Annotated in this window: 15 protein-coding genes and 1 tRNA gene; 2 read left to right on the top strand and 14 right to left on the bottom strand. The window is 45.2% G+C overall.

Annotated elements, in window-relative coordinates:
- Positions 1-37 precede the first annotated feature (37 nt).
- The 9 genes from QT974_RS03605 to QT974_RS03565 form a co-directional block, all read right to left on the bottom strand.
- Positions 38-1,918: a methyl-accepting chemotaxis protein gene (locus QT974_RS03605; protein ID WP_333467154.1), complete on the bottom strand. Its 1,881-nt coding sequence runs from the start codon at positions 1,916-1,918 to the stop codon at positions 38-40.
- Positions 1,919-1,977: 59 nt separating this feature from the next.
- The gene (locus QT974_RS03600) at positions 1,978-3,783 is read right to left on the bottom strand and encodes a methyl-accepting chemotaxis protein (RefSeq protein ID WP_333467153.1); all 1,806 of its coding nucleotides are present in this window, start codon (positions 3,781-3,783) and stop codon (positions 1,978-1,980) included.
- A gap of 141 nt (positions 3,784-3,924) precedes the next feature.
- Positions 3,925-5,385 carry a methyl-accepting chemotaxis protein gene (locus tag QT974_RS03595; protein ID WP_333467152.1) on the bottom strand — a complete coding sequence of 487 codons (1,461 nt, stop codon included), beginning with the start codon at positions 5,383-5,385 and terminating at the stop codon, positions 3,925-3,927.
- 375 nt (positions 5,386-5,760) lie between these two features.
- Positions 5,761-6,858, bottom strand: coding sequence for a chemotaxis protein CheW (locus tag QT974_RS03590; protein WP_333467151.1), 1,098 nt, complete (start codon positions 6,856-6,858; stop codon positions 5,761-5,763).
- Positions 6,859-6,974: 116 nt separating this feature from the next.
- Positions 6,975-8,645 (bottom strand): CheR family methyltransferase, encoded by a 1,671-nt coding sequence (locus tag QT974_RS03585; protein ID WP_333467150.1) that lies wholly within the window; start codon positions 8,643-8,645, stop codon positions 6,975-6,977.
- Positions 8,646-9,131: 486 nt separating this feature from the next.
- The gene (locus QT974_RS03580) at positions 9,132-10,916 is read right to left on the bottom strand and encodes a R3H domain-containing nucleic acid-binding protein (RefSeq protein ID WP_333467149.1); all 1,785 of its coding nucleotides are present in this window, start codon (positions 10,914-10,916) and stop codon (positions 9,132-9,134) included.
- A gap of 450 nt (positions 10,917-11,366) precedes the next feature.
- The gene (gene ldpA, locus QT974_RS03575; protein WP_333467148.1) at positions 11,367-12,515 is read right to left on the bottom strand and encodes a circadian clock protein LdpA; all 1,149 of its coding nucleotides are present in this window, start codon (positions 12,513-12,515) and stop codon (positions 11,367-11,369) included.
- A gap of 603 nt (positions 12,516-13,118) precedes the next feature.
- Positions 13,119-14,450, bottom strand: a complete 1,332-nt coding sequence (locus QT974_RS03570; protein ID WP_333467147.1) for a four-carbon acid sugar kinase family protein — start codon at positions 14,448-14,450, stop codon at positions 13,119-13,121.
- A 477-nt stretch (positions 14,451-14,927) separates the two neighbouring features.
- The gene (locus QT974_RS03565; protein WP_333467146.1) at positions 14,928-15,575 is read right to left on the bottom strand and encodes a hypothetical protein; all 648 of its coding nucleotides are present in this window, start codon (positions 15,573-15,575) and stop codon (positions 14,928-14,930) included.
- Positions 15,576-15,671: 96 nt separating this feature from the next.
- Here QT974_RS03565 and QT974_RS03560 point away from each other — a divergent pair, with 96 nt between their 5' ends.
- Positions 15,672-16,841, top strand: a complete 1,170-nt coding sequence (locus QT974_RS03560; RefSeq protein WP_333467145.1) for a cysteine desulfurase family protein — start codon at positions 15,672-15,674, stop codon at positions 16,839-16,841.
- A gap of 278 nt (positions 16,842-17,119) precedes the next feature.
- Here the strand turns inward: QT974_RS03560 and QT974_RS03555 are convergent, their stop codons facing one another.
- The gene (locus QT974_RS03555; protein ID WP_333467144.1) at positions 17,120-18,124 is read right to left on the bottom strand and encodes a glycosyltransferase family 2 protein; all 1,005 of its coding nucleotides are present in this window, start codon (positions 18,122-18,124) and stop codon (positions 17,120-17,122) included.
- Between the two features lie 210 nt (positions 18,125-18,334).
- Positions 18,335-19,072: a C40 family peptidase gene (locus QT974_RS03550; protein WP_333467143.1), complete on the bottom strand. Its 738-nt coding sequence runs from the start codon at positions 19,070-19,072 to the stop codon at positions 18,335-18,337.
- A 116-nt stretch (positions 19,073-19,188) separates the two neighbouring features.
- On the opposite strand from QT974_RS03550, the gene QT974_RS03545 reads away from it, so the two are divergent.
- Positions 19,189-20,127 carry a serine hydrolase gene (locus QT974_RS03545; protein WP_333467169.1) on the top strand — a complete coding sequence of 313 codons (939 nt, stop codon included), beginning with the start codon at positions 19,189-19,191 and terminating at the stop codon, positions 20,125-20,127.
- A 206-nt stretch (positions 20,128-20,333) separates the two neighbouring features.
- On the opposite strand, the gene QT974_RS03540 is transcribed toward QT974_RS03545, so the two are convergent.
- The 3 genes from QT974_RS03540 to QT974_RS03530 all read right to left on the bottom strand — a co-directional run bounded on the left by QT974_RS03540 (position 20,334) and on the right by QT974_RS03530 (position 22,642).
- Positions 20,334-20,422, bottom strand: a tRNA-Ser gene (locus QT974_RS03540).
- A 109-nt stretch (positions 20,423-20,531) separates the two neighbouring features.
- Complete coding sequence (locus tag QT974_RS03535; RefSeq protein ID WP_333467142.1) at positions 20,532-21,659, bottom strand: patatin-like phospholipase family protein; 1,128 nt, start codon at positions 21,657-21,659, stop codon at positions 20,532-20,534.
- A 146-nt stretch (positions 21,660-21,805) separates the two neighbouring features.
- Entirely contained in the window at positions 21,806-22,642 is an 837-nt protein-coding gene (locus tag QT974_RS03530; RefSeq protein ID WP_333467141.1) for a mechanosensitive ion channel family protein, read from the bottom strand.
- Between the last annotated feature and the right edge of the window lie 133 nt (positions 22,643-22,775).

The following is a 22,775-nucleotide window of genomic DNA, read 5'->3' as shown; positions in this document are numbered from 1 at the left end:
CTTGACTGATTACAACTAACAACTAACAACTAACTTTTCACACTACAGACTTAAGATTTAAAGCAGCTTGATTGAGTCTTTGAGTGCTTACTTTGACTTGAGTAATACCGCTGATAGTTTGAGATGCAGTGCGGTTAAGAGAGTTCATTTCATCAGCTACTTGCCCAATAGCGATCGCCTGCTGTTTAATATTCAAAGAGATTTGCTGATTGCTAGCAAAAACAAGATTGCAAGCTTCCCGAACCCCGGTAAAAGCTTCTGCCGTATCCTGCGCCGTTTTTACCCCTTCTGCGACTATTTTGCGACTTTCTTCGGTTGCTTTCACTGTCGATTCTATCGCGCCCTTAATCTCGGGAATAATACCATTAATCTTTTGTGCCGCTTGTTGACTTTCATCTGCTAATTTGCGAATCTCGCTGGCTACCACCGCAAAACCTTTACCATACTCACCAGCTCTGACAGCTTCGACAGCCGCATTAAGAGCCAGCATATTTGTCTGAGTGGCTAAATCGCTAACTAAGTTTGCCAAAGCCGAGATATTACCAATCTGACTCGTGCTATCGCCCAAGCGCTGATTTTGTTGAGAAATTGCCGCCACAGCTTGTCTGAGAGTCAGCATTTGATTGACAGTTTGCTCAACCATTTGAGTACCTTCTTGGGCTAGTGTTAAAGCTTGGCGAGCAGCAGCAGCAACAGCCTCAGCTTGCTCTACTGTGTGCCCAGAAGATAAGCCCAATTTTTCTAGGGTTGCAGTTGTTTCATTGACAGAGAGAAATTGCTGGCCGACGACTTGCTCTTGCTCGTTCATATTAGATAATATTTGCATTGAAAATGACGATATTTCGTAGATGATTCCGCGGATCAGCTTGATTAGCTGTTGTAATACAATAAATCCTAATACCAGCACAGTACCTAGGGATATTATAGTAATAATACTAGCGACTTTCCTCAAAACTACAATAGAAGCAAAGAGCGAACTTTTTGGTGCTTGATTGACAATTACAACAAAAAGATTATTCTTTTTTGTTAAAAATATTGTCTCGTAACTAATGACTCGATCGCTGAGTTCAACATTGCCTTTGCCCCCGGAAAGTATTTTAGTCACTACCTCTGCTGAATAATCTTTTTTGATATTTTCATTATTTTGTCCTTGAGTACCCCATTCTTTTGTAGAATTGGGATGATAAATATAGTTACCATCTTGATTTAACATAAAAGCTTCACCTGAATTTTCATTATTGATATTTTTAACTATATTGATTAGATACTGACCCAAAGAATTAGCAATTAAAATACCTTTTCTTTCTCCTCTGTCGTTAAATATTGGAGTGGCGTGGCGAATTGTTGGCTTGTAAGGAATTTGTATTTTACCGCGCTCCTGATTCAGATTGAATTGGGACACATATATTTCTCCAGCTTTTAGCTTCATGGTTGCGGAAAAGTAATCTCTCTGAGCTTGATTTTGTAGTTCAGAATTTGGAACAATTTTGATGTTCTTTCCGTCATAATTTAGGCGCACGAGTTCGTCACCTTTCTCGTCGATATAGCGCAACTGCATATAATATGGCTTAACTTCCATCATTGATGAAAATATAATTTGCATTCGCTCCGCTAAATTTTGATAAGTTGAATTAGTTTCTTTATCTACTCCATTTCCCTCTCTAGCTCTAATCATTGCTTGAATAGGGGGAGACTTGCTGAGTATCAAAACATCGTAACTGATATTTTCTAAATTGTTGACAATTTTTTCTCCGCTAGAAGCGACACTTTCAGAAAGATTTGTTAACGCTAAAGTTTGCAGTGCTGTTGCGGAAGAAGAAATTCCATACCAGCCTACCAGAGATACTGGAATTAAGGTACTTAAAATTAAAAGCAGCAACAGTCGGTGTTGGATTTTTTGAAAAAATTTATGAATCATTGATAATGGGTAATGGGTAATTAGATCCGTTAGATCCGTTAGATCCGTTGCCGAACTTTTTAGACTACTGATTGTAAATTTTGGGCTGCACGGTTGAGCTGAGAAATGCCGAGTTTAACTTGAGAAAGGCCGGAGGCGGTTTCCTGGGCGGCGAGGTTAAGAGAGTTGACGGCTTCAACTACATCCTGAATCGCGATCGCCTGATTGTTGGATCTAACAGAAATTTGTTTGCTGTTCAAAGCAATGCGCTCGATCGCCTCAGCTACCCCAGCAAATGCGTCGGCGGTTTTTCGGGCAATTTTTACGCCATTTTCTACGGTTTTTGTGCCGTCATCCGTCACTTTTACTGTCGAACTAATTGCTTTCTGGATATCTGCAACTAAAATCTTGATATTGCTAGCAGATTCCTTGCTGCGATCGGCTAATTTGCGAATCTCGCTAGCAACGATAGCAAATCCTTTGCCGCTTTCACCGGCTCTAACTGCTTCGACAGCAGCGTTGAGGGCGAGCATATTTGTTTGGTTGGCTAAATCGCTGACTAAACTGGAGATATTACCAATGCGATCGGTTTGCTCGCTCAAATGCAAAATTTGCTTTTGAATTGCTCCTACATTTTCTGTCAAATTTGCCATTTCTTTCAAGGTATTGTCTACTGCTTGACTGCCTCCTGCTGCGAGTTTAAGGCCTGCTGCTGCCCCGAAAGCAGCAGCTTCAGCTTCCGAGGCACAAGCTTTGCTGGATTCGCCCAATTCGTCCATTGTAGTCGCAGTGCGATCGACAGCATATAATTGTTGGCTGGCAATGCGTTCCTGCTGTTCGATGGTGACAGCAATTTGCGAAGAAGAAGACGCGATCGCCCGTACAATGTGATTAATCGAGTGAGTGGTGCGGCTGGCGAAAAAAATAGCGAGCGCGCTCACAATAGCAGTAGTGATTCCAACTCCTGACATCAGAGTATAAAGCAACTCTTCCTGCGGAGCAAATACATCTTGTTTATCGTTGGCAATAATCACGCTCCAACTTAATTCTGGCAGCTCTTTTGATGTTTGAATCGGAGCGTAAGTAATCAGTTGCTGAGTTCCATTAATGCGATCTATATCTATGGCACTGTCAATTTTTCTCTCGGATTGCATTCTTGTAAAAACACTAAAGTCTGACCGTGCATCTCGGCTCACTTGCTCAGTTTCTGTTGCCGAAAAAAACTTGCCATTGCCATCAATTAAATGGTATTGCTCTTGTTTTAATCCCTTCGAGTCTCTAGATAATTGTGCTTGGTTTTCATGAATTTTTTGCTCTAAATAAGTTGTAGGCGTGCGAGTTCTGATTACTGCGATAGTTTTGCCTGTGTTTAACTCGATCACGGGCGCCGCAGCAAAAATGGCGTATTTGCCATTAAGAAATGACTTTCTTGGCTGCACAACCGTAGCACCATTAGTTTTAATTACTTCCTGAAAATATTCGCGATTGCCTATATCTATAACTTTTTCTCCGCTAGATTGCAAAATTGTATTTCCTTGGAGGTCGGCGACCGCAATACTGTCGTAGCCAGCCGCTGCTGTGATATATTTATCTAATACAGCTTGTTTTTGACTGGTTGATGTGGTTTGGCTGACTCGGGGGTCATTCAGTATACTTAGATATGCCATATTCTGAACGTCATGATAGCGTTCTAATATCAAGTTTTGCACGTGATTTGCAGTGGCTATCGCCCGTGATTCTTGGTACTTAATTACGTAGTTAGTCAAGTGTTCGCTGGCAAATACATAAGTCATTGTTCCTGTCAACATAACAGGGATGGTACTGAGAGCGATCGCAAAAACAATCGCTTTAATTCTCAAAGACCATTTTTTTATTTTTTCGATCATAGCTGATAACTCATTAAATTTTAGATTTTAGATTGTGAGAATTGAAGGATTCAAGGATTAAAAAAGGAACGATCGGGATCGCAGTTTGGATATTGCCTACACTTGCATTATTTGCAGAAACTATCAGAATTGATAACTATTTTACACAACTGCTTTTAAATCTAAAGCAGCTTCATTTAATTTTTGTGTACCGACTTTAGTTTGAGTGATTCCGCAAGCGGTTTGTGCTGCTGCTTGGTTGAGGGAGTTCATAGCTTCTACCACTTGTTCGATCGCAATTGCTTGCTGTTTGGCATTCAGCGAAATTTGCTGAGAGCTCAAAACCACGTTATTAATTGCATCAGCTACTCCGGCAAATGCTGCGGCGGTTTCCTCCGCAATATTTACGCCAGAGTCAACAGTTTTAGTTCCTTCGTCTGTTACCATTACCGTTGAGTTGATCGCCCGCTGAATATCAGCAACTAAGAGATTAATTTGTGCGGCAGATTTTTTACTGCGATCGGCAAGTTTGCGAATTTCTGAGGCGACAACGCCGAAACCTTTGCCGTGTTCGCCGGCTCGCACTGCTTCGACAGCCGCATTTAGTGCTAACATATTAGTTTGATTTGCCAAATCGCTAACTACAGTTGAGATGTTGCCAATGCGATCGGTTTGCTCGCTCAACTGCATAATTTGCCCTTGCATATCCTGGACTTTGGTTTTCAGTGTTGCCATTGCTTCTAAAGTTTGTTCGACAGCTTTTGTACCGCCACCAGCTAACATTAAAGCTTGCATTGCTTGAGATGCAGCAGCTTCTATTTGCTGTGAAGTGGCCCTAGAAGATGCACCCAGTTCGTCCATTGTCGTAGTGGTTTGATTGACTGAAACTGCTTGCTGGCTTGCCATGCGTTCCTGTTGTTCAATTGTGGTAGCAATCTCGGCGGAGGAGCTGGCGATCGAACTAATTGCGCGATCGATAGTTCCAGCAATTCCTGACGAAATCAGCCAAGCAGCAGTGGCGCCAAGCAGCACTAACAGTATCGAACCAAACACTAGCGTTGATACCAAAAAGCTTAAAGCTGCCTTCGTGATTTGCGTTTCTTGCTTAATCATTTTTAATTCGATTTCCCGAAATTCCCGGTTCAATTCCACAAATTCATTCACAAATTTGGTATACTTGCCTGTATTAAATATAGCAAGGGCTTCGGCTGTCTGATTTTGCTGAACTAAGCGAACTATTTCGTTAGAGCCATTATAATATTCCTTGACCAGCTCCAACATTCTCTGCAAACGGGCTTGCTGTTCGGGATTTTTCACGATAGGTTCTACATTGATCGCCGACTGACGAGCTAAATCTGCACCTGTTTTAAAATCGGTTAAAAACTGCTCATTTTTGTTAATTAAATAGCCGCGCATTCCTCGTACCATTTGCTCGGCACCTACGGACATATTACTTGTTTCTCCAATGACATTTTCTACCCTTTCTACTTCTTTGAATGTTTCAAAAACTTTACTGGTAGTAGCGATAACTAGGACTGGTAAGGCTAAGTAAATAGCTGCTGGCGCTAGGTATCCGAGCAGCATCTTGTTTCTAATATTTAATTTTTTAATTTGAGCAAACATATTTTTTGGGTTAACTTAAGATAGGATTTCCCTGAGTAAGGTTGTGGCTTTAGGATAGTAGTTGAAAGTCCGGTGCGGGAGCATCTCTGCGGAAAGCAAAAACTATTTTTCAAGAGTACGAGCATCACTCTTCGCTTGCTTATATCTAAGATTTGCGATCGCCAGCGCTTTCGCACTACAAATACAAAACTGAGAGGCTCCTGTCTGGCGCTGGCAACCAAAATCAGCTCACCACTTCTGAGAGCGATGCCGTGCGGTGACAGTAGAAAATAGTATCATAGCAAATTCTGTTCTCTTGCTCTATTTTCTTTAGTTTCGGGTAGCGCTGACATCGTTTTTGCAAGTGCGACGCCGATGAAGCCGTCAAATCTTTGTTCAAACTTCCTCATCAACAACAATTCCTCCTTTTGTTAACAGTTTCTGCAAGTTCAGAATAGCGATCGGTTTTTCTTGGTAAAAAGCGGTACCTCGCAGATATTCGCGGTTAGCCGAATTTAGTGCGGCAGGAATAGTCGCCATCTCTGCCACATTCAAATGTATAATGTCTAAAATTTCGTCTACGACTATACCGGCTACCAAATCTTCAATTTCCACAACGATCGCCTTCGATAGAGATTTTACCTGAGCAGACGACATATTTAAAACCTTGCGAATGTCTACTAGCGTCAGGATTTCGCCCCGCAAATTCATATTTCCAATAATGCGATCGGGAGTGCAAGGAATCGGAGTTACTTGGCGAATGTCAGTAAATTCGCGCACTACCCCTAGATTGATACCAAAGTATTCGCCGTTTAAAAGAACTACGGCTAGTGACATATTAATTGCGGCAGAATTTTCCTGCTCGCTCTGCTGCCTCAAATTCTGAGCTCGCTCTCGAAAAATTGCTTTTTCTTCGGCTGTAGCATTCAAAGCAAAAACCTGCGGTTTGCTTAAAAATTGATGATTTTCTGCTAGCAAGTGTGAGGTTTCTAGGTTGTCTGCTGCGGTTAAAATTCCTGCATCGCTTGCAGAAATCGGGATTTGGGCATCAGTTTTTTGGGGAGAATCTCGAATTAGGCGATCGATATCTAGCAGCGCGATCGTATTTGTTTCACAGCGAGCGAATCCAGCTAAAAAATGATGCGGGGCTTCTGCATTATCTCGCCCGTAAGATAGCTGGGGAGTTATGGCGTCTGCGGGGATGTGCTTAACTTCGGTAACTCGATCGACAATGATGCCAAGTCGAACTTCTTGCCATTCTATGACGATCGCACTATCTGTCACAGAATACTCTTGCCAAACGTACCCAAAACGGAGATTTAGATCCATCACGGGGAGAAGGGAGCCCCTGAGATCGATCGCCCCGACAATATCTTGAGGCGCTTCGGCGATCGGTATCAACTCCGGCAAAAAGAAAATTTCCCGAACACAGCCGACTTCTACACCGCACAGCAAACCGTTATGTTCAAAGATAAGATACGGCTTGATTTCCATATTTATTCTGACACTTTATCTAGTAGGACTTCCAAAAAAACTGGTTTCTAGGATCGTATAAATTTTGCCAGCTAGGCACTTACAAAAAAACCCGGTGTTGAGATTTTTCGGGCGCATCAGTTTGGTTGGCTGTACAATTTTACCAATTTTTTTTTGAGATCCATCAATAATTGAGCGGCTGTCATTTTATTCTGTTGCTCGATCGGAGTATCGGGCGGGAGTTTTTTGAGAATATCGCAAGATGAATTGTACATTTTAATAGCTTTATTTAGCTTACCTTCTTTATTGTATATATTCCCGAGTTCGAGATAAGCGGAAACAAAAGACGGGCAAAGATAAATAGTTTTTTTAATAAAAAATTTAGCTGTTTCCAAGTCATCCTGTTCTTCGGCGATTTGAGCTTGCAAGAAATAAGGAAATACTGACATTGTATCTACTTTGCTAGCTCGATTGCAGTATTCTATCGCCTGAGAATACTGACCTAAATTTGCATAAATTTGAGCCAGCAAATAATTAGCATCAAAATTATGAGCTTGCAGGTCTATTGCCTGTTTAGCTTTATGAATAGCCTCCAGATAAGCTTTATTTTTCAAACAAGCTTTTGCCTCTAAAATCAGTATCTGAGGCGTTGGGCGATCGGCTTTTTCTGCTGCGGGCGCTGCCAGTAAACCAGACATTTTGTTGCTCAAAATATCGCCCTCAACATAGCGATTTCGCAGTATCTTTCCGATCGCGCTACCTGCCGTCAACAGCGACAGCGACTCTATCTGCCCAAAATAGCCATTACCAAAACGGGCTGGCTGCGTCTCATTCCCTAGCAAATGACCGCTGTCTTCGCCCAATTCCCCTTTTTTTCGAGTTCCTCCAAATGCCGATTTTGCTTTGGATGTCTGCCCCTTCAAAAAATTGATTTTAGCTTGTTCCTCGCCTTGGATATTCTTTGCTTGATAAACAACGGATTCCGGAAAAACTTTTGGTTGAAACTCGTTTGTCACGTGATTGTGAACTTCAGCGTGACCCGTCATTAAATATCCTCCAGGTCTCAGGGTCTTGGCAAACTTTTTCAATACCTGTACAATATACTTTTTTTCAAAATAAACAAAAACATTTCTGCACAAAATCAAATCTAGGTTATGAATCTCTGTGTAAATATTGGGAAAATTATCTGTTACTAAATTTACACAGCTAAATCTCACCAATTGACGAAATTTAGGGTCAATTTCCCACTCGGTTTTCCGCCGATCGAAATACTGCCTTTGCAGTTCCGGGTCAACTAAGCGAAACGACCAAGGGCTATAAATTCCCCGCTGGGCTTTTTCTAGAGTTCCTTGATTTATATCTGTACCTAAAACTAAAATTTTCCATTTTTCCCAATCAGAAATTAGCTGTTTTAAAATAATTACTAAAGAATAAGGTTCTTCACCTGTCGAACATCCTGCACTCCAGATTCGTAGTGTTGGCTTAATTCCCAATTTCTCGTACAACTTTCTTTTATTTTCGATTAATTCCGGTAAAATCACTTTTTTTAGCAGGGAAAACTGTCCTTTGTCCCGCATGAAATAACTTTCGTTCGTTGTTAGCAACGGCGCTAATTCTCGCCATTCGGTTTGACTTTCATGACTCGGAGCGGCTAAAATTTGATAGTATTTTTCCGGGGATATTATTTTTACAGCGCTCATCCGACTCAAAAGTTTTAGACACAAAGCCGATCGATCTTGCGGGCGAATTTGTAAACCTGTCTGAGCCGCAATTAATTGAATAAATAGCTGAATTTGTGCCTCATTCATGTCAACTCCGGTAAATATGTTTGCGTATAATTTGTTATTAGAGGGAATTGGGAATTGGGAATTGGGAATTGGGAATTGGGAATTGGGAATTGGTAATTGGTAATTGGTAATGGGGCATTGCCTAGGTATTTGAGCCGATCGCACTTTCACACAAAAATCATACCACCCGGAATAATATCATGTGGGGTCGATCGACCACAAGATTCGAGTCTGGGCGGTGAACCCACGCTACAAGAATTATGGTTAATACCATTTATCTAAAATTGTGCAACACTCGAAGACCCCCCTAGCCCGCCCCCCGATCGAGGGGGGAAGAATACTGTTATTTCGTTTTAAATTGGTATAATTTAGCCCACATAATATCAAAGGCAGCAAGTAGAAAACAGACAGCAGCATGAAAAAAATTCGGCCGTTTGCCTTCTACCTGCTACCTTCAAGCAGTAAGGTGCGGGGTGCACCCTACGCCGATTCTAGATCCAGGGCTGTTTAAGCTGGAAAAATCCGCAGGCGGCGGTTGGGTTCTTCCCCAAAACTGTGGGATTTCAGGTGATAGTGTTCCACAAGCTCGTGCTGCATTTTGCGGACATTGGGAGAACGGGGTAGAAGTTCCACCGGCTGTCCCTTGGGAATCACAATTTGCTCGACAGCTAGGCGGGTTTCTTCGAGAGCTTCGAGCTCGTCAGAAGTCCCGCTGCGGGCGAATAAGGCAAGGTCTGCCACTTCCGGGGTGCCCGGGTCGTCCATATCCAACAGGCGCCGCAAAGCTCTCGCTACGTGGGGAATAGTCCCAGCTTTGATTGTGTGCAGGGGAACTTGGCGAGTTTTGGCCAAGTGCCTCAATTTTGACTGGTTCCGCACGTTCGATCGCAAAGCCAACACCACGTCAGCACTTTCAATATCCTTCGTCAACTGCACCGGCAGGTTCAGGGTGGAAATGACCTGTTCGAGCTGGTGGCGAGCTATGCCGTAAGGATAAACGTGGAGGGGCAAATCTTCGCCGTTAGGGCCGACATTCTGGGAATAACGTCCGCGCTGCTGCGGTACGGGTTCCACGGACAGGGATTCTTCGAGCAGTTGCTCGAAATACCGAGTCTCAGTCACTGGCGCGCTGTTAGCAGCAGCAGCAGCAGCGAATTTCTCGTTTTGAGGGGGCATCGGCACCATTTTGCCGGCACTGCGCCACCCAGAAATCGGCGTGACTGACCGCATTCCTGATACCGCAGCGGGGCCTGAGGCGGAAGCTGGCATCCCTGGAAACCGGACGGGGGGAGATGCTGACTCGCGCTCGATCGTTACTTCTCCACTGTCGCTGACGCTTCTGATTTGCTGGTTCGGTTCGCGTCCCCGCAGCAGGCTGTCGATCGAATCTGAGACTCGTTCGTGGATTACCCAGCGCTGGCGTTCGAGCATTTCGATCGCAATTTCAAAAGTCGGCGGTGATTTGCGTTCCAAAACAGTCTTTTGAGAACCGCGGCGCCGGGCTTCGTCATCTCCCAGCGTCACGGCTTGGATGCCCCCGATTAAATCGGCCAGAGTCGGATTTTTCATCAAGTTTTCGATCCGGTTCCCGTGGGCGGTACCGACCAATTGCACGCCCCTTTCTGCGATCGTCCGAGCGGCCAAAGCTTCTAATTCCGTACCGATTTCGTCAATCACGATCACTTCGGGCATATGGTTTTCCACTGCTTCGATCATGACTTGGTGCTGGAGTTCGGGACGCGAAACTTGCATTCTGCGAGCTCTGCCGATCGCCGGATGCGGGATATCTCCATCTCCAGCAATTTCGTTGGAGGTGTCGATGATTACCACCCGTTTTTCCAAGTCGTCGGCGAGCACGCGGGCGATTTCGCGCAGGGCTGTGGTTTTGCCGACTCCGGGGCGGCCGAGCATCAAAATCGACTGACCGGTTTCCACTAAATCGCGGATAATCCCGATCGTCCCGAACACAGCGCGGCCCACCCTCAATGTCAAGCCGATAATCTCGCCGCTGCGGTTGCGAAGGGCGCTAATTCGGTGCAGGGTTTGCTCGATACCGGCTCGATTGTCGCCGCCGAAGTTGCCGACTCGATCGATACAATAGCTGAGGTCTGCTTTGGAAATCGGTGTTTGGGAAAGAGGTTCGGCCAAGGATGGAAAACGAGCTTCTGGTAGGCGGCCCAAATCCATCACAACCTCAATGAGATTGTTGCGCTGCGGGTGCTGCTCTAAGGGCTGCCGGATCTCATCTGGCACGATGTCTAATAGTCTGCTGAGGTCGTCTGTAATCTGCATTCGCCTCGGTGTGTTCGGTTCAGTGGACAGTGGACAGTGGACAGTGGACTGTTGTCAGTTGTCAGTTGACAGTGGACAGTTGACAGTGGACAGTTGTCAGTTTATGGATTACGCATTGGTGCGTCGAAACCCGGTTTCTATGGGTTTTGCGTTGGATAACGAGAAATATAGTAAGAAACCGGGTTTCTGAGGTCGCAAGTGCGATCGCGATTTCGCGAAGTACAGTTATCAGTTAGGAATGAAAATTAAATAACTTACAATTTTTATGCTTCTTGTGGGATGGGCCTTTATAGCCCGTCCAGAAAGGGTGGGCGAGGCGCCTATCCCACAGACTTGTGTAAATTATTTAATTTGCGATCCTTATCAGTTTTTTTGATTAACTAACAACTAACAACTAACAACTAACAACCAACAACTAACAACTAACAACCAACAATTAACAACTAACAACTAACTTTTGATCTGAGAAACTAGAGAACGAGCTAAACTCACCGCCTCCGAGAGAAGTTCTGGGACGGCTTCGAGCTGAGTCAACCGAGGTGTTTGAACTTCGGCTGCGCCGCAAGCGGCTGCTACCTCAACGGCATAAGCTCGATCGGTTTGCATTGTTTCTAATTGTTCTAAAATTGGTGACAGCAAAACCCTGGCATAGCTGCCGTAGGCTACACCTGCAATGTATTGGACAGGAGGAACAGACAAATTTTTCCCGCCATCCTTCATCAGTCCGCAGGCTTTAAGTTTGCTGACAGTGCGATCGTTAGTGCCGCCTGCAAGTTGCACATATCCCGGCAACCGGGCAGCCAAAACTTTTTGACCGAGTTTGACCGCGGCTCTAGTAGTTCCTATTCCAATATCTCCACTCATCGGCCTACCATCGGTTTGCCAAATTAGGGGACAAGGAAGGGGGGAAATTATTTGATAGAGTGTCCGCAAATAATCAATCAAACCGTCTCCATCGGGGCAACTAATTGCTATTACTTTAAGTTGATCTACCCAGGGAGCTATGCTCGACCAAAGTCTCGCAAAATCTGCCTCTCTGCCTACTTGCGTGTGGATTTCTAGGGCGTCCGCACCGGATTTCAAGATTAAAGGTGCGATCGCGCCTGGAGCAGACACGTAAGAACGAGTATAAATCAGTTGGCTGGGACAAACAGGCAGACAGCGACCGCAGCCATAGCACTGCTGGTCTATCACCCCGGAAAAACCACTACCAGCACTCTGAAAAACTATTGCGGAGGCTGGACATATTTTTTCGCACGGCCGCCAGCAGTCCGCCGGACAATCGGCTGGGTTGAATTCGGCCTTGCGAAAATGTGGATCTTCCCCATCGTTTAAACTCACCATCAGCAGTGGCAACCCTTCGCCGCCAAACCTGCGGTTTTGAGTTTTTGCCTGTAATTCGCTGGCAACTTGTAGGGCTTCTTTCGCTGCTGCGACGGCGGCGGGATCTGCCGCGACATCAATACAGTCAGCACCTGCTAAGGTGTAAGCCAATGTGAGATTCCGAACCGCCGGCAGGTGTTGAAAGCTCGCCCCACAGATCAGCTTGAACCAATGGCCGTTTTTTAATGAGTTTAGTGGATGATAATGTTCTGTCACCCTTATATGCTAATCCTTTGGGCTAAAAATTACTATATGAAAATTTTTACTTAATTTTAAAATTTCGGTTGATACAAGCTGGAAACGCTACTGATAGCAGTAGCTATGGCACTGTTGGCTCTATATGTAGAGGGCTACCTAATTTTTTTTTCTAAATTTGATTTTTTTTGAGAGCTGTTGCCCAGGGGCAATTTGTCGAGCTGGCGATCGCTTTTATTTAAGGGTAGACCTTTTACTATAGCATATTACAGCGGTTTTAGCAACGATAGAATCAGCCAGAGATTTTTGGGAGATTATTTAACTGGTTCCCAGGCTGTGTCTGGGAACCTATCTCATATTATGTCCCGTTGATTACCATCACAAAAACGGAACGCACGTGCGGACTTCAGTCCGCTCTCCGGCTGCGGACTGAAGTCCGCACGTGCGTTCCTTACTTCTTGCAGTCAACAGAATTAAGGAGGCTCTTCCTGCATATCTGTGTTATCAGGCACAGCCTAGTAACGAGCAGACAACGAAATATTTCAACTGTTTTAGGCTTAGGTTGATATCAATCTGTCCTCCCTGACTAGAATTCTATTGCTCTGCGTTAAGCCAGCAATTCAACTAGCTATCATGCTTGCTCAGCCGCTTATAAACCGTAGCCAAAGCATTGCTATCCCCCACATTCCCCGGAAACAAAACGACGGGTAAATCTGGAAATAGAGGATGATCTGGCTCTGTTTTAACCACCGAACAACCTGCGATAATTTGACCGATTTGTCTGACACTTTTCAGCGACAAAGCCGTACTCAAAACATCGTTGGAAGTAATGCCGCCCTTGCTAATTAAAAAGCCAATATCCGCAGGCATTCCGCGCACGACATCCATCAACAGAGCCGAAACTGCCGCTCCAAATTTTAGGCGCACTTCGGGATTTTCAAATTGTAGTTCCTTGCGGCTGGTATAAATTACAGGCGTTTTGCCATCTGCATGAGCAGTGCAGACTTTTTCGAGGATTTCATTGAGGATTTGAGTGCGATCCTCTGTTGAATCTTCTAGCAAGTGAGATACGTCTATTTCAATGCTAACTGTATTCGGTTCTTCTAACAAGCGTTCCAATTGATCGCTCGTTTTCTTAACGTGGGAACCAACTATGACTGCACCAGGTTTGCCGTCTTTCACGTATTTTGACATTTCATCAGCGGCTACAGGCTGGTGACTGAGGTCAGCTAAGGATGTTAAAATACTCGCCCCGCTGCGGAATAAAAACTTTTTGCCTTGACTGACTGCATCGAGAATGTGTTTGGCAAATGTGTTTAAATCACCTTGGCTTTCGCCGTCAACAACTGCACATTGGTTGTCTGTCATCTCCATCAATCGATCTAAACTTCCGTAGCGGATGTCTGCGAGTAAAATGCGATCGACTGCATCAGCATGGATGCGACCTTTGGTTTTTTGTTCTACGTAGTCGGGCAGGTAACTGTGACTGTAGCCGAAGACTGAATCTTTGGCAAATTCGGTTTCGTGAACGGGGATTTCGACGCTGTTAACCATGAGGTAGTGCACGCTGTTGCGGGTGATTCTGCCTCCTTCAAAAAAGGCGGGAATTAGAAAATGAGCGTCGAAGGGGCCGAGTTCTTCGGCGATGACATCGGTTTCGATCGGATAGTGGCCGCGCAGGGTAGAATCGGAACGGCTAACTATTAGGAAGTCTTCGATTTCTTCGATCGCGATCGCCTTTTTGAGATTTTGGCACACTTCGCGGGTGACGGAGGCTGCTTTTTCGGGAGTGAGCGATCGAGTATTTGTTAGTATGAAAACAATCGGGGACTTGTCCCGCAGTCCCAAACGCAGGGTTTCTTCGTCCCAACGTGTCAGCAGCAAGCAACTGTGCACGGTTTGAGAACCTGTGGGATCGTCATCGAGAACTATAATCTTTGGTTTGGTAGAAGACATACTGACCTGGTTGTTAACATCTCCTTTCCAAGATATCCTTACCTGTTACCTAACAGGAAAAAATTTACAATCATGATTTTTCTTAACAATTCTCATGATTCATGAATTTTAAAATGTGTGGGAGTTCGATCGGTTCGCGGTTGGTGCGCGTTGCTACCAAGAAGACGCCCGCAGTTGAAACCGGGTCTATACAGACACTCACGCGCCGTCTGCTCTGTTGAAGAACTGGCCGTTAAAATTCAATATGGTTGAGTTAACGCTAATGTCCGAAGAGATATCTTAGGGTTAGCGCAGAGATCCGCGACGATCGCATCGCCGAGACTATGATAGTTATCAATTAACTGATGTGTGCGGGGACAAATTAGCTTTTTAACTGCACCGTATTTGGCTAAGATTACGTTATTCTCTTCATGCCGCACCAGACCCAATTAGTTTTTGTAGGCGCGCTTGAAACCGTACGTCCGATTTTTTATTTTTTCAATTAGCAGCATTTCGATCTTGTAACTTTTTCATTTCTGCTTGAACTCCCACAGCTAGCTGCAAAGCTTCATTCAGCAATCGCCCTTGTTCGCTAGCCATATCGCTAATTTGTAAAGCATTCAAAGTTCTCAAATTATTGGCAAACAGTTCTGAGTTTGTAGCGACAAATTTTTTATTTTGTCTGAGAATTCTCTCTGTTTTCAAAGCTCGAACCAAATCTTCTCTGATGAGCTGCAAGGCTTGAATGACTTGTGGGCGATCGCCGATTTTGACCTCCGCGTTGCCCGCCTCCTCGATTTTGTCATTAATTTCGATCGCCTTAATTATACCATTATAGCGATCGACATCATCAAAAAGATTGACTAAATGTTTGTTTTGGCTGCACCAAATTTTCCAAGCATCCTCAAAGATTAAACCGCCGATCGCAGCGAGGTGGAGCGCAAACCACACCAAATAAGCTCTAGGAAATATCAGCACCAGCAGCCAACAACTGATTAGCACCAAAACAATTAAACCGACTGTTTTCAAAGCTTCGCGGGCAAACTTAGTCGCACTCGCAGGCCGGTACAGGCGATCGGGCCCCGCGCCGCACAGGTGCTTGAGCTCACCTACAGTAATTTCTAATCCCTGAATGTCAGCTCGCATAAATCTTCACAAATATTTGTTAAATATAAAGTTTGGTGCTAGAACAAAGGGCTCGTCTACAATAAACCTAACACTTTTTTCAACCAAAACAGCACTATGTCCGCACGTCCTATCTACCTCGACAACCACGCCACAACTCCTGTAGACAAACGGGTACTTGATGCGATGCTGCCCTATTTTACCGAACATTTCGGCAACGCAGCCAGCATCAACCACGTTTACGGCTGGGAAGCAGAAGCTGCGGTTAAACAATCGCGGCAAACCATAGCATCCGCAATCAACGCCTCCCCAGAAGAAATTGTTTTTACCAGCGGCGCAACGGAAGCAAATAATTTAGCGATTAAAGGCGTTGCTGAAGCCTATTTCAGCAAAGGAAAGCACATTATTACAGTAAAAACAGAACACAATGCAATTCTTGACCCCTGTACGTATTTGCAAAAATTGGGGTTTGACATTACTGTTTTACCAGTCAAAAGCGACGGGCTGATTGATATCGGCGATTTGATCAAAGCGATTCGGGCTGAGACAATTTTAGTGTCGGTGATGACGGCTAATAACGAAATTGGTGTGATTCAACCGATCGCCGAAATAGCTGCAATTTGTCGCGGAAATGACATTTTGTTTCACACGGATGCGGCCCAGGCGATCGGCAAAATTCCCCTTGATGTAGAGGACATGAACATCGATCTGATGTCTTTGACGGCGCACAAAATCTACGGGCCAAAAGGCATCGGTGCTCTCTACGTGCGGCGCAACAAACCGAGAGTCCAGCTAGCCCTACAAATGCACGGAGGAGGCCACGAACGGGGAATGCGATCGGGTACTCTTTACCCACCCCAAATAGTCGGATTTGCTAAAGCAGTAGAGTTAGCAATTTCGGAAATGGAGGCGGAAACAGCACGAGTTGTGAATTTGCGGCAGCGTTTGTGGGAAAATTTGAGTGAATTGGGTGATGTTGTGATGAACGGTCACGCAACTAAGAGATTACCTGGAAATCTGAATATTAGTGTAGGTGGGGTTGACGGTCAAGCACTGCTGTTGGGCTTGCAACCGGCGGCGGCGGTGTCTTCGGGTTCTGCTTGTACTTCGGCGAAAATATCTCCTTCTCATGTTTTAGCAGCGATCGGGCGATCGGACAAGTTAGCCTACGCTTCAATTCGGTTTGGGATTGGCCGCTTCAATACTGCTGCTGAAATAGATGCAGTGTCGGAGCACGCGATCGCCACTATTACATCTCTCCGACAAGCCCAAAAAGTAATGAGTTAGAAAGATCATTCGGCGGTTGAAACCGCCAAGAGAGTCAAACGAAGTCCGCCGGACGCCGACTAAGAGATCAAAGGGTTTTGTAACCCTGATTTATTTGGTATTAAAACTTTCCTATCTCTTCAGTCCGCGCAGGCGGACTTTGTTTGTGTAGCAGCGATTTCAATCGCCGAGTATAGTCAGAAAAGGGTTTTCAAATTTCCTATCTCTTCAGTCCGCGCAGGCGGACTTTGTTTGTGTAGCAGCGATTTCAATCGCCGAGTACAATCGACACGAATCCTTTATTTAGAACCAAACACCTCGCGCACCCGATAAATCGGCTTTCCCTGAGACTCGTGATAAGTCCGCATCATCACTTCCGCCAGCAAACCAAAACAAAATAACTGCACGCCAGTCAACAACAAAACCACAGCCAAAATCAGCAAAGGACGATTGCCAATAATTTGACCGAAACCCAATTTGAGGACTGTCAAATAAATCCCTAAAACCGTTCCCACCGCCATCGAACTCATTCCCAGAAGTCCAAAAACGTGCATCGGGCGAGTTAGGAACTTCTTCATAAAAGAAATAGTTAACAAATCCATCAACACCCGAAAAGTCCGCCAAATCCCGTACTTGCTTTGACCGAAACGGCGCGCGTGATGTCGCACCGGAATCTCTGCAATTCTCGCGCCTTCAATAAACGCCAAAGCAGGCAAAAATCGGTGCAATTCCCCGTAGAGATTCAAGTCTGCAACTAACTCAGATTTATAAGCTTTTAAAGAACAGCCGTAGTCGTGCAAAGTTACGCCCGTAACGCGACCAATTAACCAGTTGGCAATTTTAGAAGGAATCAGGCGGCTGATAGTATTGTCCTGCCTATTTTTGCGCCAGCCACTAACTAAATCGTAGCCTTCATTTAGCTTTTCCAGCAACATCGGAATATCCGCAGGGTCATTTTGCAAATCGCCGTCCAGGGTAACAATAGCACGACCTGTCGCGCGATCGAAGCCCGCGGACATGGCAGCAGTCTGCCCGTAGTTGCGGCGCAAAAGCACAGCACAAAGGTCATCGCGACTACCGGCTAGCTGCTTGAGAAGGTCAGCAGAATTGTCCGACGAACCGTCATCTACACAGATAATTTGATAGCTGAGTCCAGAGGGTTGAATCGCAGAGGCGATCGCCTCAATCAGATGAGGCAAACTTTCTACCTCATTATACACCGGCACCACTACCGAAACGTCGAGAATTACCTTAGTTGCAGCCTGCTGTTCAGCCAATTTTTCCAAAAATAATGCAGCGTCCATTGTTTTGTTAGATAATATCATTGGTTAGTTGTCAGTTGTCAGTTGTCAGTTGTCAGTTGGCAGTTGGCAGTTGGCAGTTGTTAGTTGTTAGTTGTTAGTTGTTAGTTGTTAGTTGTTAGTTGTTAGTTGTTAGTTATTAGTTATTAGTTGTTAGTCAACAGTCAACAGTCAACAGTCAACAGTCAACAGTCAACAGTCAACAGTCAACAACTAACTAGGTTGATAACTTGCCACAACTTTACCATATCCGCGTAATTGCTGGTAATAAGCTCGACTGACTGCATCGCCATCCTCCGACAAAACATCAATGCCAATACCGTCGCGACCTTGTACTTTTCCAGAACTGTGAATGTAGCGATTTTCTCCGAGGTACAATCCTACATGAGTTGCTTTTTCCGCTGTGCCAAAAAATACTAAATCTCCGGGTTCTAAAGAACTAAAACTAATAGGTTTCGTAAAAGCTTCTTGCTGGTAAGCATCTCTCGGCAACCAGATTCCCGCAGCCACAAAAGCAGCTTGCATCAATCCCGAACAATCATAATTTGGCTTGACTGTACCGCCCCAAAGATAATAATTTGATTGCTGCATCGCCTCGCGAGTAAAAGTAATTGCGATCGGCAATTTATCCCTAATTTCATCCTGAGAAACCACCAGAGGATGATACACTGTTTCTGTGACTTCGAGCAAATGAATATCTCGAAGATCCAACCATCCCGGATAATCGTCTTCGCACAGCCGCACCCTCACAGCCGTTGTATCCCCCTGCACAAGGGAATCTATGCCATCTCTCCCCTCCTTGTTAAGGGGGGGCTGGGGGGGGTCAAAAAAAAGCAAATGTCGCCCCTGCGCAGCTTGAGTGGCCAATCGATCGCACTTTGGGGAATCGTAAATATTTATGTGCGAGATCGCCCGATACTCCACAACATCAGATAATTGATAATTGACCATTGCTAATTGCTAATTGCTAATTGCTAATTGTTTGCTGTTAATTGTTCGCACTTAACGATTTATTGCCATTAGCCAACCGCCAACCGCCGTTAATCGCCAGCAGTCAACCTTTAACCATGACATTTTTCCACAAAGACGAACAATTAGAAACCCTCGGCAGTAGCATTATAGATGCAGTCCAGGCAGAATTTACAGGATTGAAGGGCGATCGTACAGCAGTAACCTGGATCGTCTACGATCCGCCAGTGCGAGTCAACACAGGCGGCGCCCTCAGCGCACAAGAATTTTGGAAATATCAACCGCGAGGCTTTAGCGCCAGGGCTTCGGAACGAATTTATCCCGCCAGCATCGTCAAACTATTTTACCTCGTGGCCATCTGGGAATGGGTACAAAAAGGCATGATTCAAACATCGCCAGAATTAGAACGCGCCGTCCGAGATATGATTGTTGATTCCAGCAACGACGCCACCAGCTTAGTAGTAGACGCCCTCACGGGCACCACCAGCGGCCCCGAATTATCACCAGGCCCCTTTGAAACTTGGAAACAGCAGCGAAACCTCATCAACCGTTACTTTCAATCATTAGATTGGCCGGAATTACAAAATATTAACGCCAATCAAAAAACCTGGTGCGACGGCCCCTACGGTCGCGAGCGAGCATTTCTGGGAGAATTAATGGAAAATAGGAATATGCTGACTACAAATGCAGCGGCGCGTTTGCTGCATACTATCATCGGCGGCGTAGCTGTTTCTGCACAAGCATCGCAAGACATGATGGGTTTAATGAAACGCAGTTTAGCACCAGCCGAATTAGAAGCAGATCCCGAAAATCAAGTTACAGGTTTTTTAGGTGGCGGATTACCAGAAAATACAAAATTGTGGTCAAAAGCGGGGTTGACAAGTCAAGTTCGTCATGATGCTGCTTATATTGAAATACCTGGTTTGCGACCGTATTTGTTAGTTGTGTTTACCGAGGGTAAAGAGAATAGCAAAAATGAAGAGATTTTGCCTTTTATCTCGCGGCAATTTGTGGAAGCAATGAAGGCACTTGATTAGATTAAGAGGGCGCTTGTTGCGGTTGAAACTGCGTCTATAGAAACAACTCACGCGACGGGAGCGGGTTGAAGACAGGTCGTTAAAATTACGTTTTTTTATTTAGACTGCGGAGGCGGATTAGCCTTTGGGAAGGCTAACACCTAGGTTTTTCTAGGCGCAACCAACTTCCACAGCGGTCTACATTTTTGTAGATATCTCGAATAAAACGGAGAGGGGGGGATTCGAACCCCCGAAGGGTGATAACACCCTTAACAGATTAGCAATCTGCCGCTTTCGACCACTCAGCCACCTCTCCCGATGACAGCAACTAATCATAGCACATAGGTTCAGCATTTGGCAACCCCGATTTTAAAATCTCCTGAAAGCCTTACTCTGCATAGCATCCGACACCTTAACCCGATCGCCTATTCCCCAAATCCCCTAGCCTTCAAGTGCTTTTCCCAGCTAAAGTTGGAACTCAAAAAGAACCTCTTAGTAGACACATACCCCAATCGATATAGCTTAGCCTTGCGATCGCCATCAAGCTGAAAATCCGTCGTCGTCACCCCAGCTTCAGTCACATCAATATTAATAACTCGCCCTTTATCCATTTCCCGCTGGTGATAGCGGTCTCTTGCTTTCATCATCGTTCGGAACATCGCCGCCAGCATCGACAGCGGACTGTTAATGTTAACTTGATTCTCAATGCCAGTATCGACCAATCGAAACCCAAAGGTAAACCAACGCGGCGCCACCGGAGTAGAACCGACAGATTGTTTGTCATAAATCCACAGCGGGAAATTGCTGAGAATTCCGCCATCGACAATTAAGTCGTTGCCGAGTTTTCCCGGTTCAAAAAATAGCGGAATACTCATCGACAGCCGCACCGCTTCAGCCACGCTAAAATCTTCGGGATTTGGGAGCCGCAACTGCTTGTACAAAGGATCGGAATCTGGAGAGTCTTGGCGCCGCAAGTCATCGGGAATCACTAACATTTCACCGCGAGTTAGGTTGGATATTACTACTTTTAATTCCCGCTCTTTTACCAGTTGTTTGACATCGGCAAAAGTGTGCAAGTGACCTTTACTAAGCGTTGCTTCCAACCACTGCCGGAAAGGTTGTGCAGAATATTCTCCCATCTGGCGGCTAACTGTCAAGAAAAGTAGCGTCCAAGCTGGAGATTGCAAGTCGTCGGCGGGGTCGCCGTTTAAAATTAGAGGACTGTTTTTCTTGGTTAAAAATATGCTGTAATCAAGCTGTCCTAACAACTCCTCTAAGTCGTCCATTGACAAGTCTGTTGCCAATACTGCGGCAGTAATTGCACCCGCAGAAGTACCGGCCAATTTTCGCCAGCTAATTCCCAAATCGTGGCAGCATCTGAGTGCTCCTAAAAATGCAAGTCCGCGCACGCCGCCGCCTTCAAAAATGGCGTCGGCATAGATTTGTTTTTTTTCGTCAGGAGGCGGAAACTTTTTGAGAATAGTTTCTTTTTCGGTGGCGGACATCCTGACGCCCGGTTCTTGTAAAATTTGCTGGGGAGACCAATTACTCATTTTAGATTTTTAGATTTTTAGATTTTGGATTTGAGATTTATACAGCAGATAGGATGTTAATTAAGAAATTTGGCATGGGCCGTAGGGGGGTAGCGCGCCGAAGAAAATCTTTTTTTGTACTGAGTTTGTCTGAAATGTCTTATCTATTATGCTTGATTTTTGTGGGCATTCATGGCTTCTTTGACGTGTTCTTGAACTTGCGATCGCACTTGTTCGTAGGCTACCGAGGCGCACCACGGTCGGAGAGATAGAATAGTTGTATCTGGAGTGATCTCGCTAACCAAACAAGTCGGGGGCGGATTCTCCAATACCAGCGGGTGAGAATGAGCAATTTCTAGTAACTCGGCTATGGTTGGACGGATCGGGCGATCGCCAATATCAATTTTTAAGTCTACTCGCCTCGTTCCCATTGCCGTGGTATTTTTCAGTGTACCGTTAAATAACTGATTGTTCGGAACAATAATTTTTATGCGATCGTCCGTCACGACGGTTGTCGAAAAAATCCCGATGCTATCGACAACTCCCTTCACGTCCGTAGCTTCGATCGCATCTCCGACTTCAAAAGGCCGTAAACTAATCAACATCACCCCAGCAGCAAAGTGGGATAGAGTATTTTGCCACGCCAAACCAATCGCCAAACCCGCCGCGCCGACTACCGCCACCACGCTAGTAGTTTGAATTCCCAACTGATTCAAAGCCGCGACTACACCGACTATCAAAATCACAATTTCCGCAGCTTGAACCAAGAATTTCCGCAGCGTGGGCTCGGTGCGGCCCAGAGTTCGGCGAGTCACGCGGCCCGCAACGTCGATCGCAAATCGCGTAATTAACAAAATGCCGATCGCCCACAGCATTTGAGGTATGATTGTAAATCCCAATTCTACGAATTTTTTTGTTAATTCTTGGGCTACTTGCATCGCCTGTATTCTTTCTGCATTTAGCGGCAGACTTTGAGCTATTTGTAGAAATGTGCTTGCTTTCATATCAATTGGGAATTGCGAATTGGGCATGGGGAATTGGGAATTATTAATTGTAGTCTCAGTATTCTCGCTTATTCCGAGAGTCCGACAGGGGTTGAAAACCCCTGTCTCATAGCGAAAGTCCTCTAAAAGAGGA

The organism is Microcoleus sp. BM001215392, from assembly GCF_036700185.1.
Classification (GTDB): domain Bacteria; phylum Cyanobacteriota; class Cyanobacteriia; order Cyanobacteriales; family Microcoleaceae; genus Microcoleus.
This window is presented reverse-complemented; position numbering and strand designations above follow the sequence as displayed.

Coding starts and splice junctions, on each gene's coding strand:
- QT974_RS03605 (WP_333467154.1), bottom strand. CDS start 1,918: ATGATTCATAAATTTTTTCAAAAAATCCAACACCGACTGTTGCTGCTT.
- QT974_RS03600 (WP_333467153.1), bottom strand. CDS start 3,783: ATGATCGAAAAAATAAAAAAATGGTCTTTGAGAATTAAAGCGATTGTT.
- QT974_RS03595 (WP_333467152.1), bottom strand. CDS start 5,385: ATGTTTGCTCAAATTAAAAAATTAAATATTAGAAACAAGATGCTGCTC.
- QT974_RS03590 (WP_333467151.1), bottom strand. CDS start 6,858: ATGGAAATCAAGCCGTATCTTATCTTTGAACATAACGGTTTGCTGTGC.
- QT974_RS03585 (WP_333467150.1), bottom strand. CDS start 8,645: ATGAATGAGGCACAAATTCAGCTATTTATTCAATTAATTGCGGCTCAG.
- QT974_RS03580 (WP_333467149.1), bottom strand. CDS start 10,916: ATGCAGATTACAGACGACCTCAGCAGACTATTAGACATCGTGCCAGAT.
- QT974_RS03570 (WP_333467147.1), bottom strand. CDS start 14,450: ATGTCTTCTACCAAACCAAAGATTATAGTTCTCGATGACGATCCCACA.
- QT974_RS03565 (WP_333467146.1), bottom strand. CDS start 15,575: ATGCGAGCTGACATTCAGGGATTAGAAATTACTGTAGGTGAGCTCAAG.
- QT974_RS03560 (WP_333467145.1), top strand. CDS start 15,672: ATGTCCGCACGTCCTATCTACCTCGACAACCACGCCACAACTCCTGTA.
- QT974_RS03555 (WP_333467144.1), bottom strand. CDS start 18,124: ATGGACGCTGCATTATTTTTGGAAAAATTGGCTGAACAGCAGGCTGCA.
- QT974_RS03550 (WP_333467143.1), bottom strand. CDS start 19,072: ATGGTCAATTATCAATTATCTGATGTTGTGGAGTATCGGGCGATCTCG.
- QT974_RS03545 (WP_333467169.1), top strand. CDS start 19,189: ATGACATTTTTCCACAAAGACGAACAATTAGAAACCCTCGGCAGTAGC.
- QT974_RS03535 (WP_333467142.1), bottom strand. CDS start 21,659: ATGAGTAATTGGTCTCCCCAGCAAATTTTACAAGAACCGGGCGTCAGG.
- QT974_RS03530 (WP_333467141.1), bottom strand. CDS start 22,642: ATGAAAGCAAGCACATTTCTACAAATAGCTCAAAGTCTGCCGCTAAAT.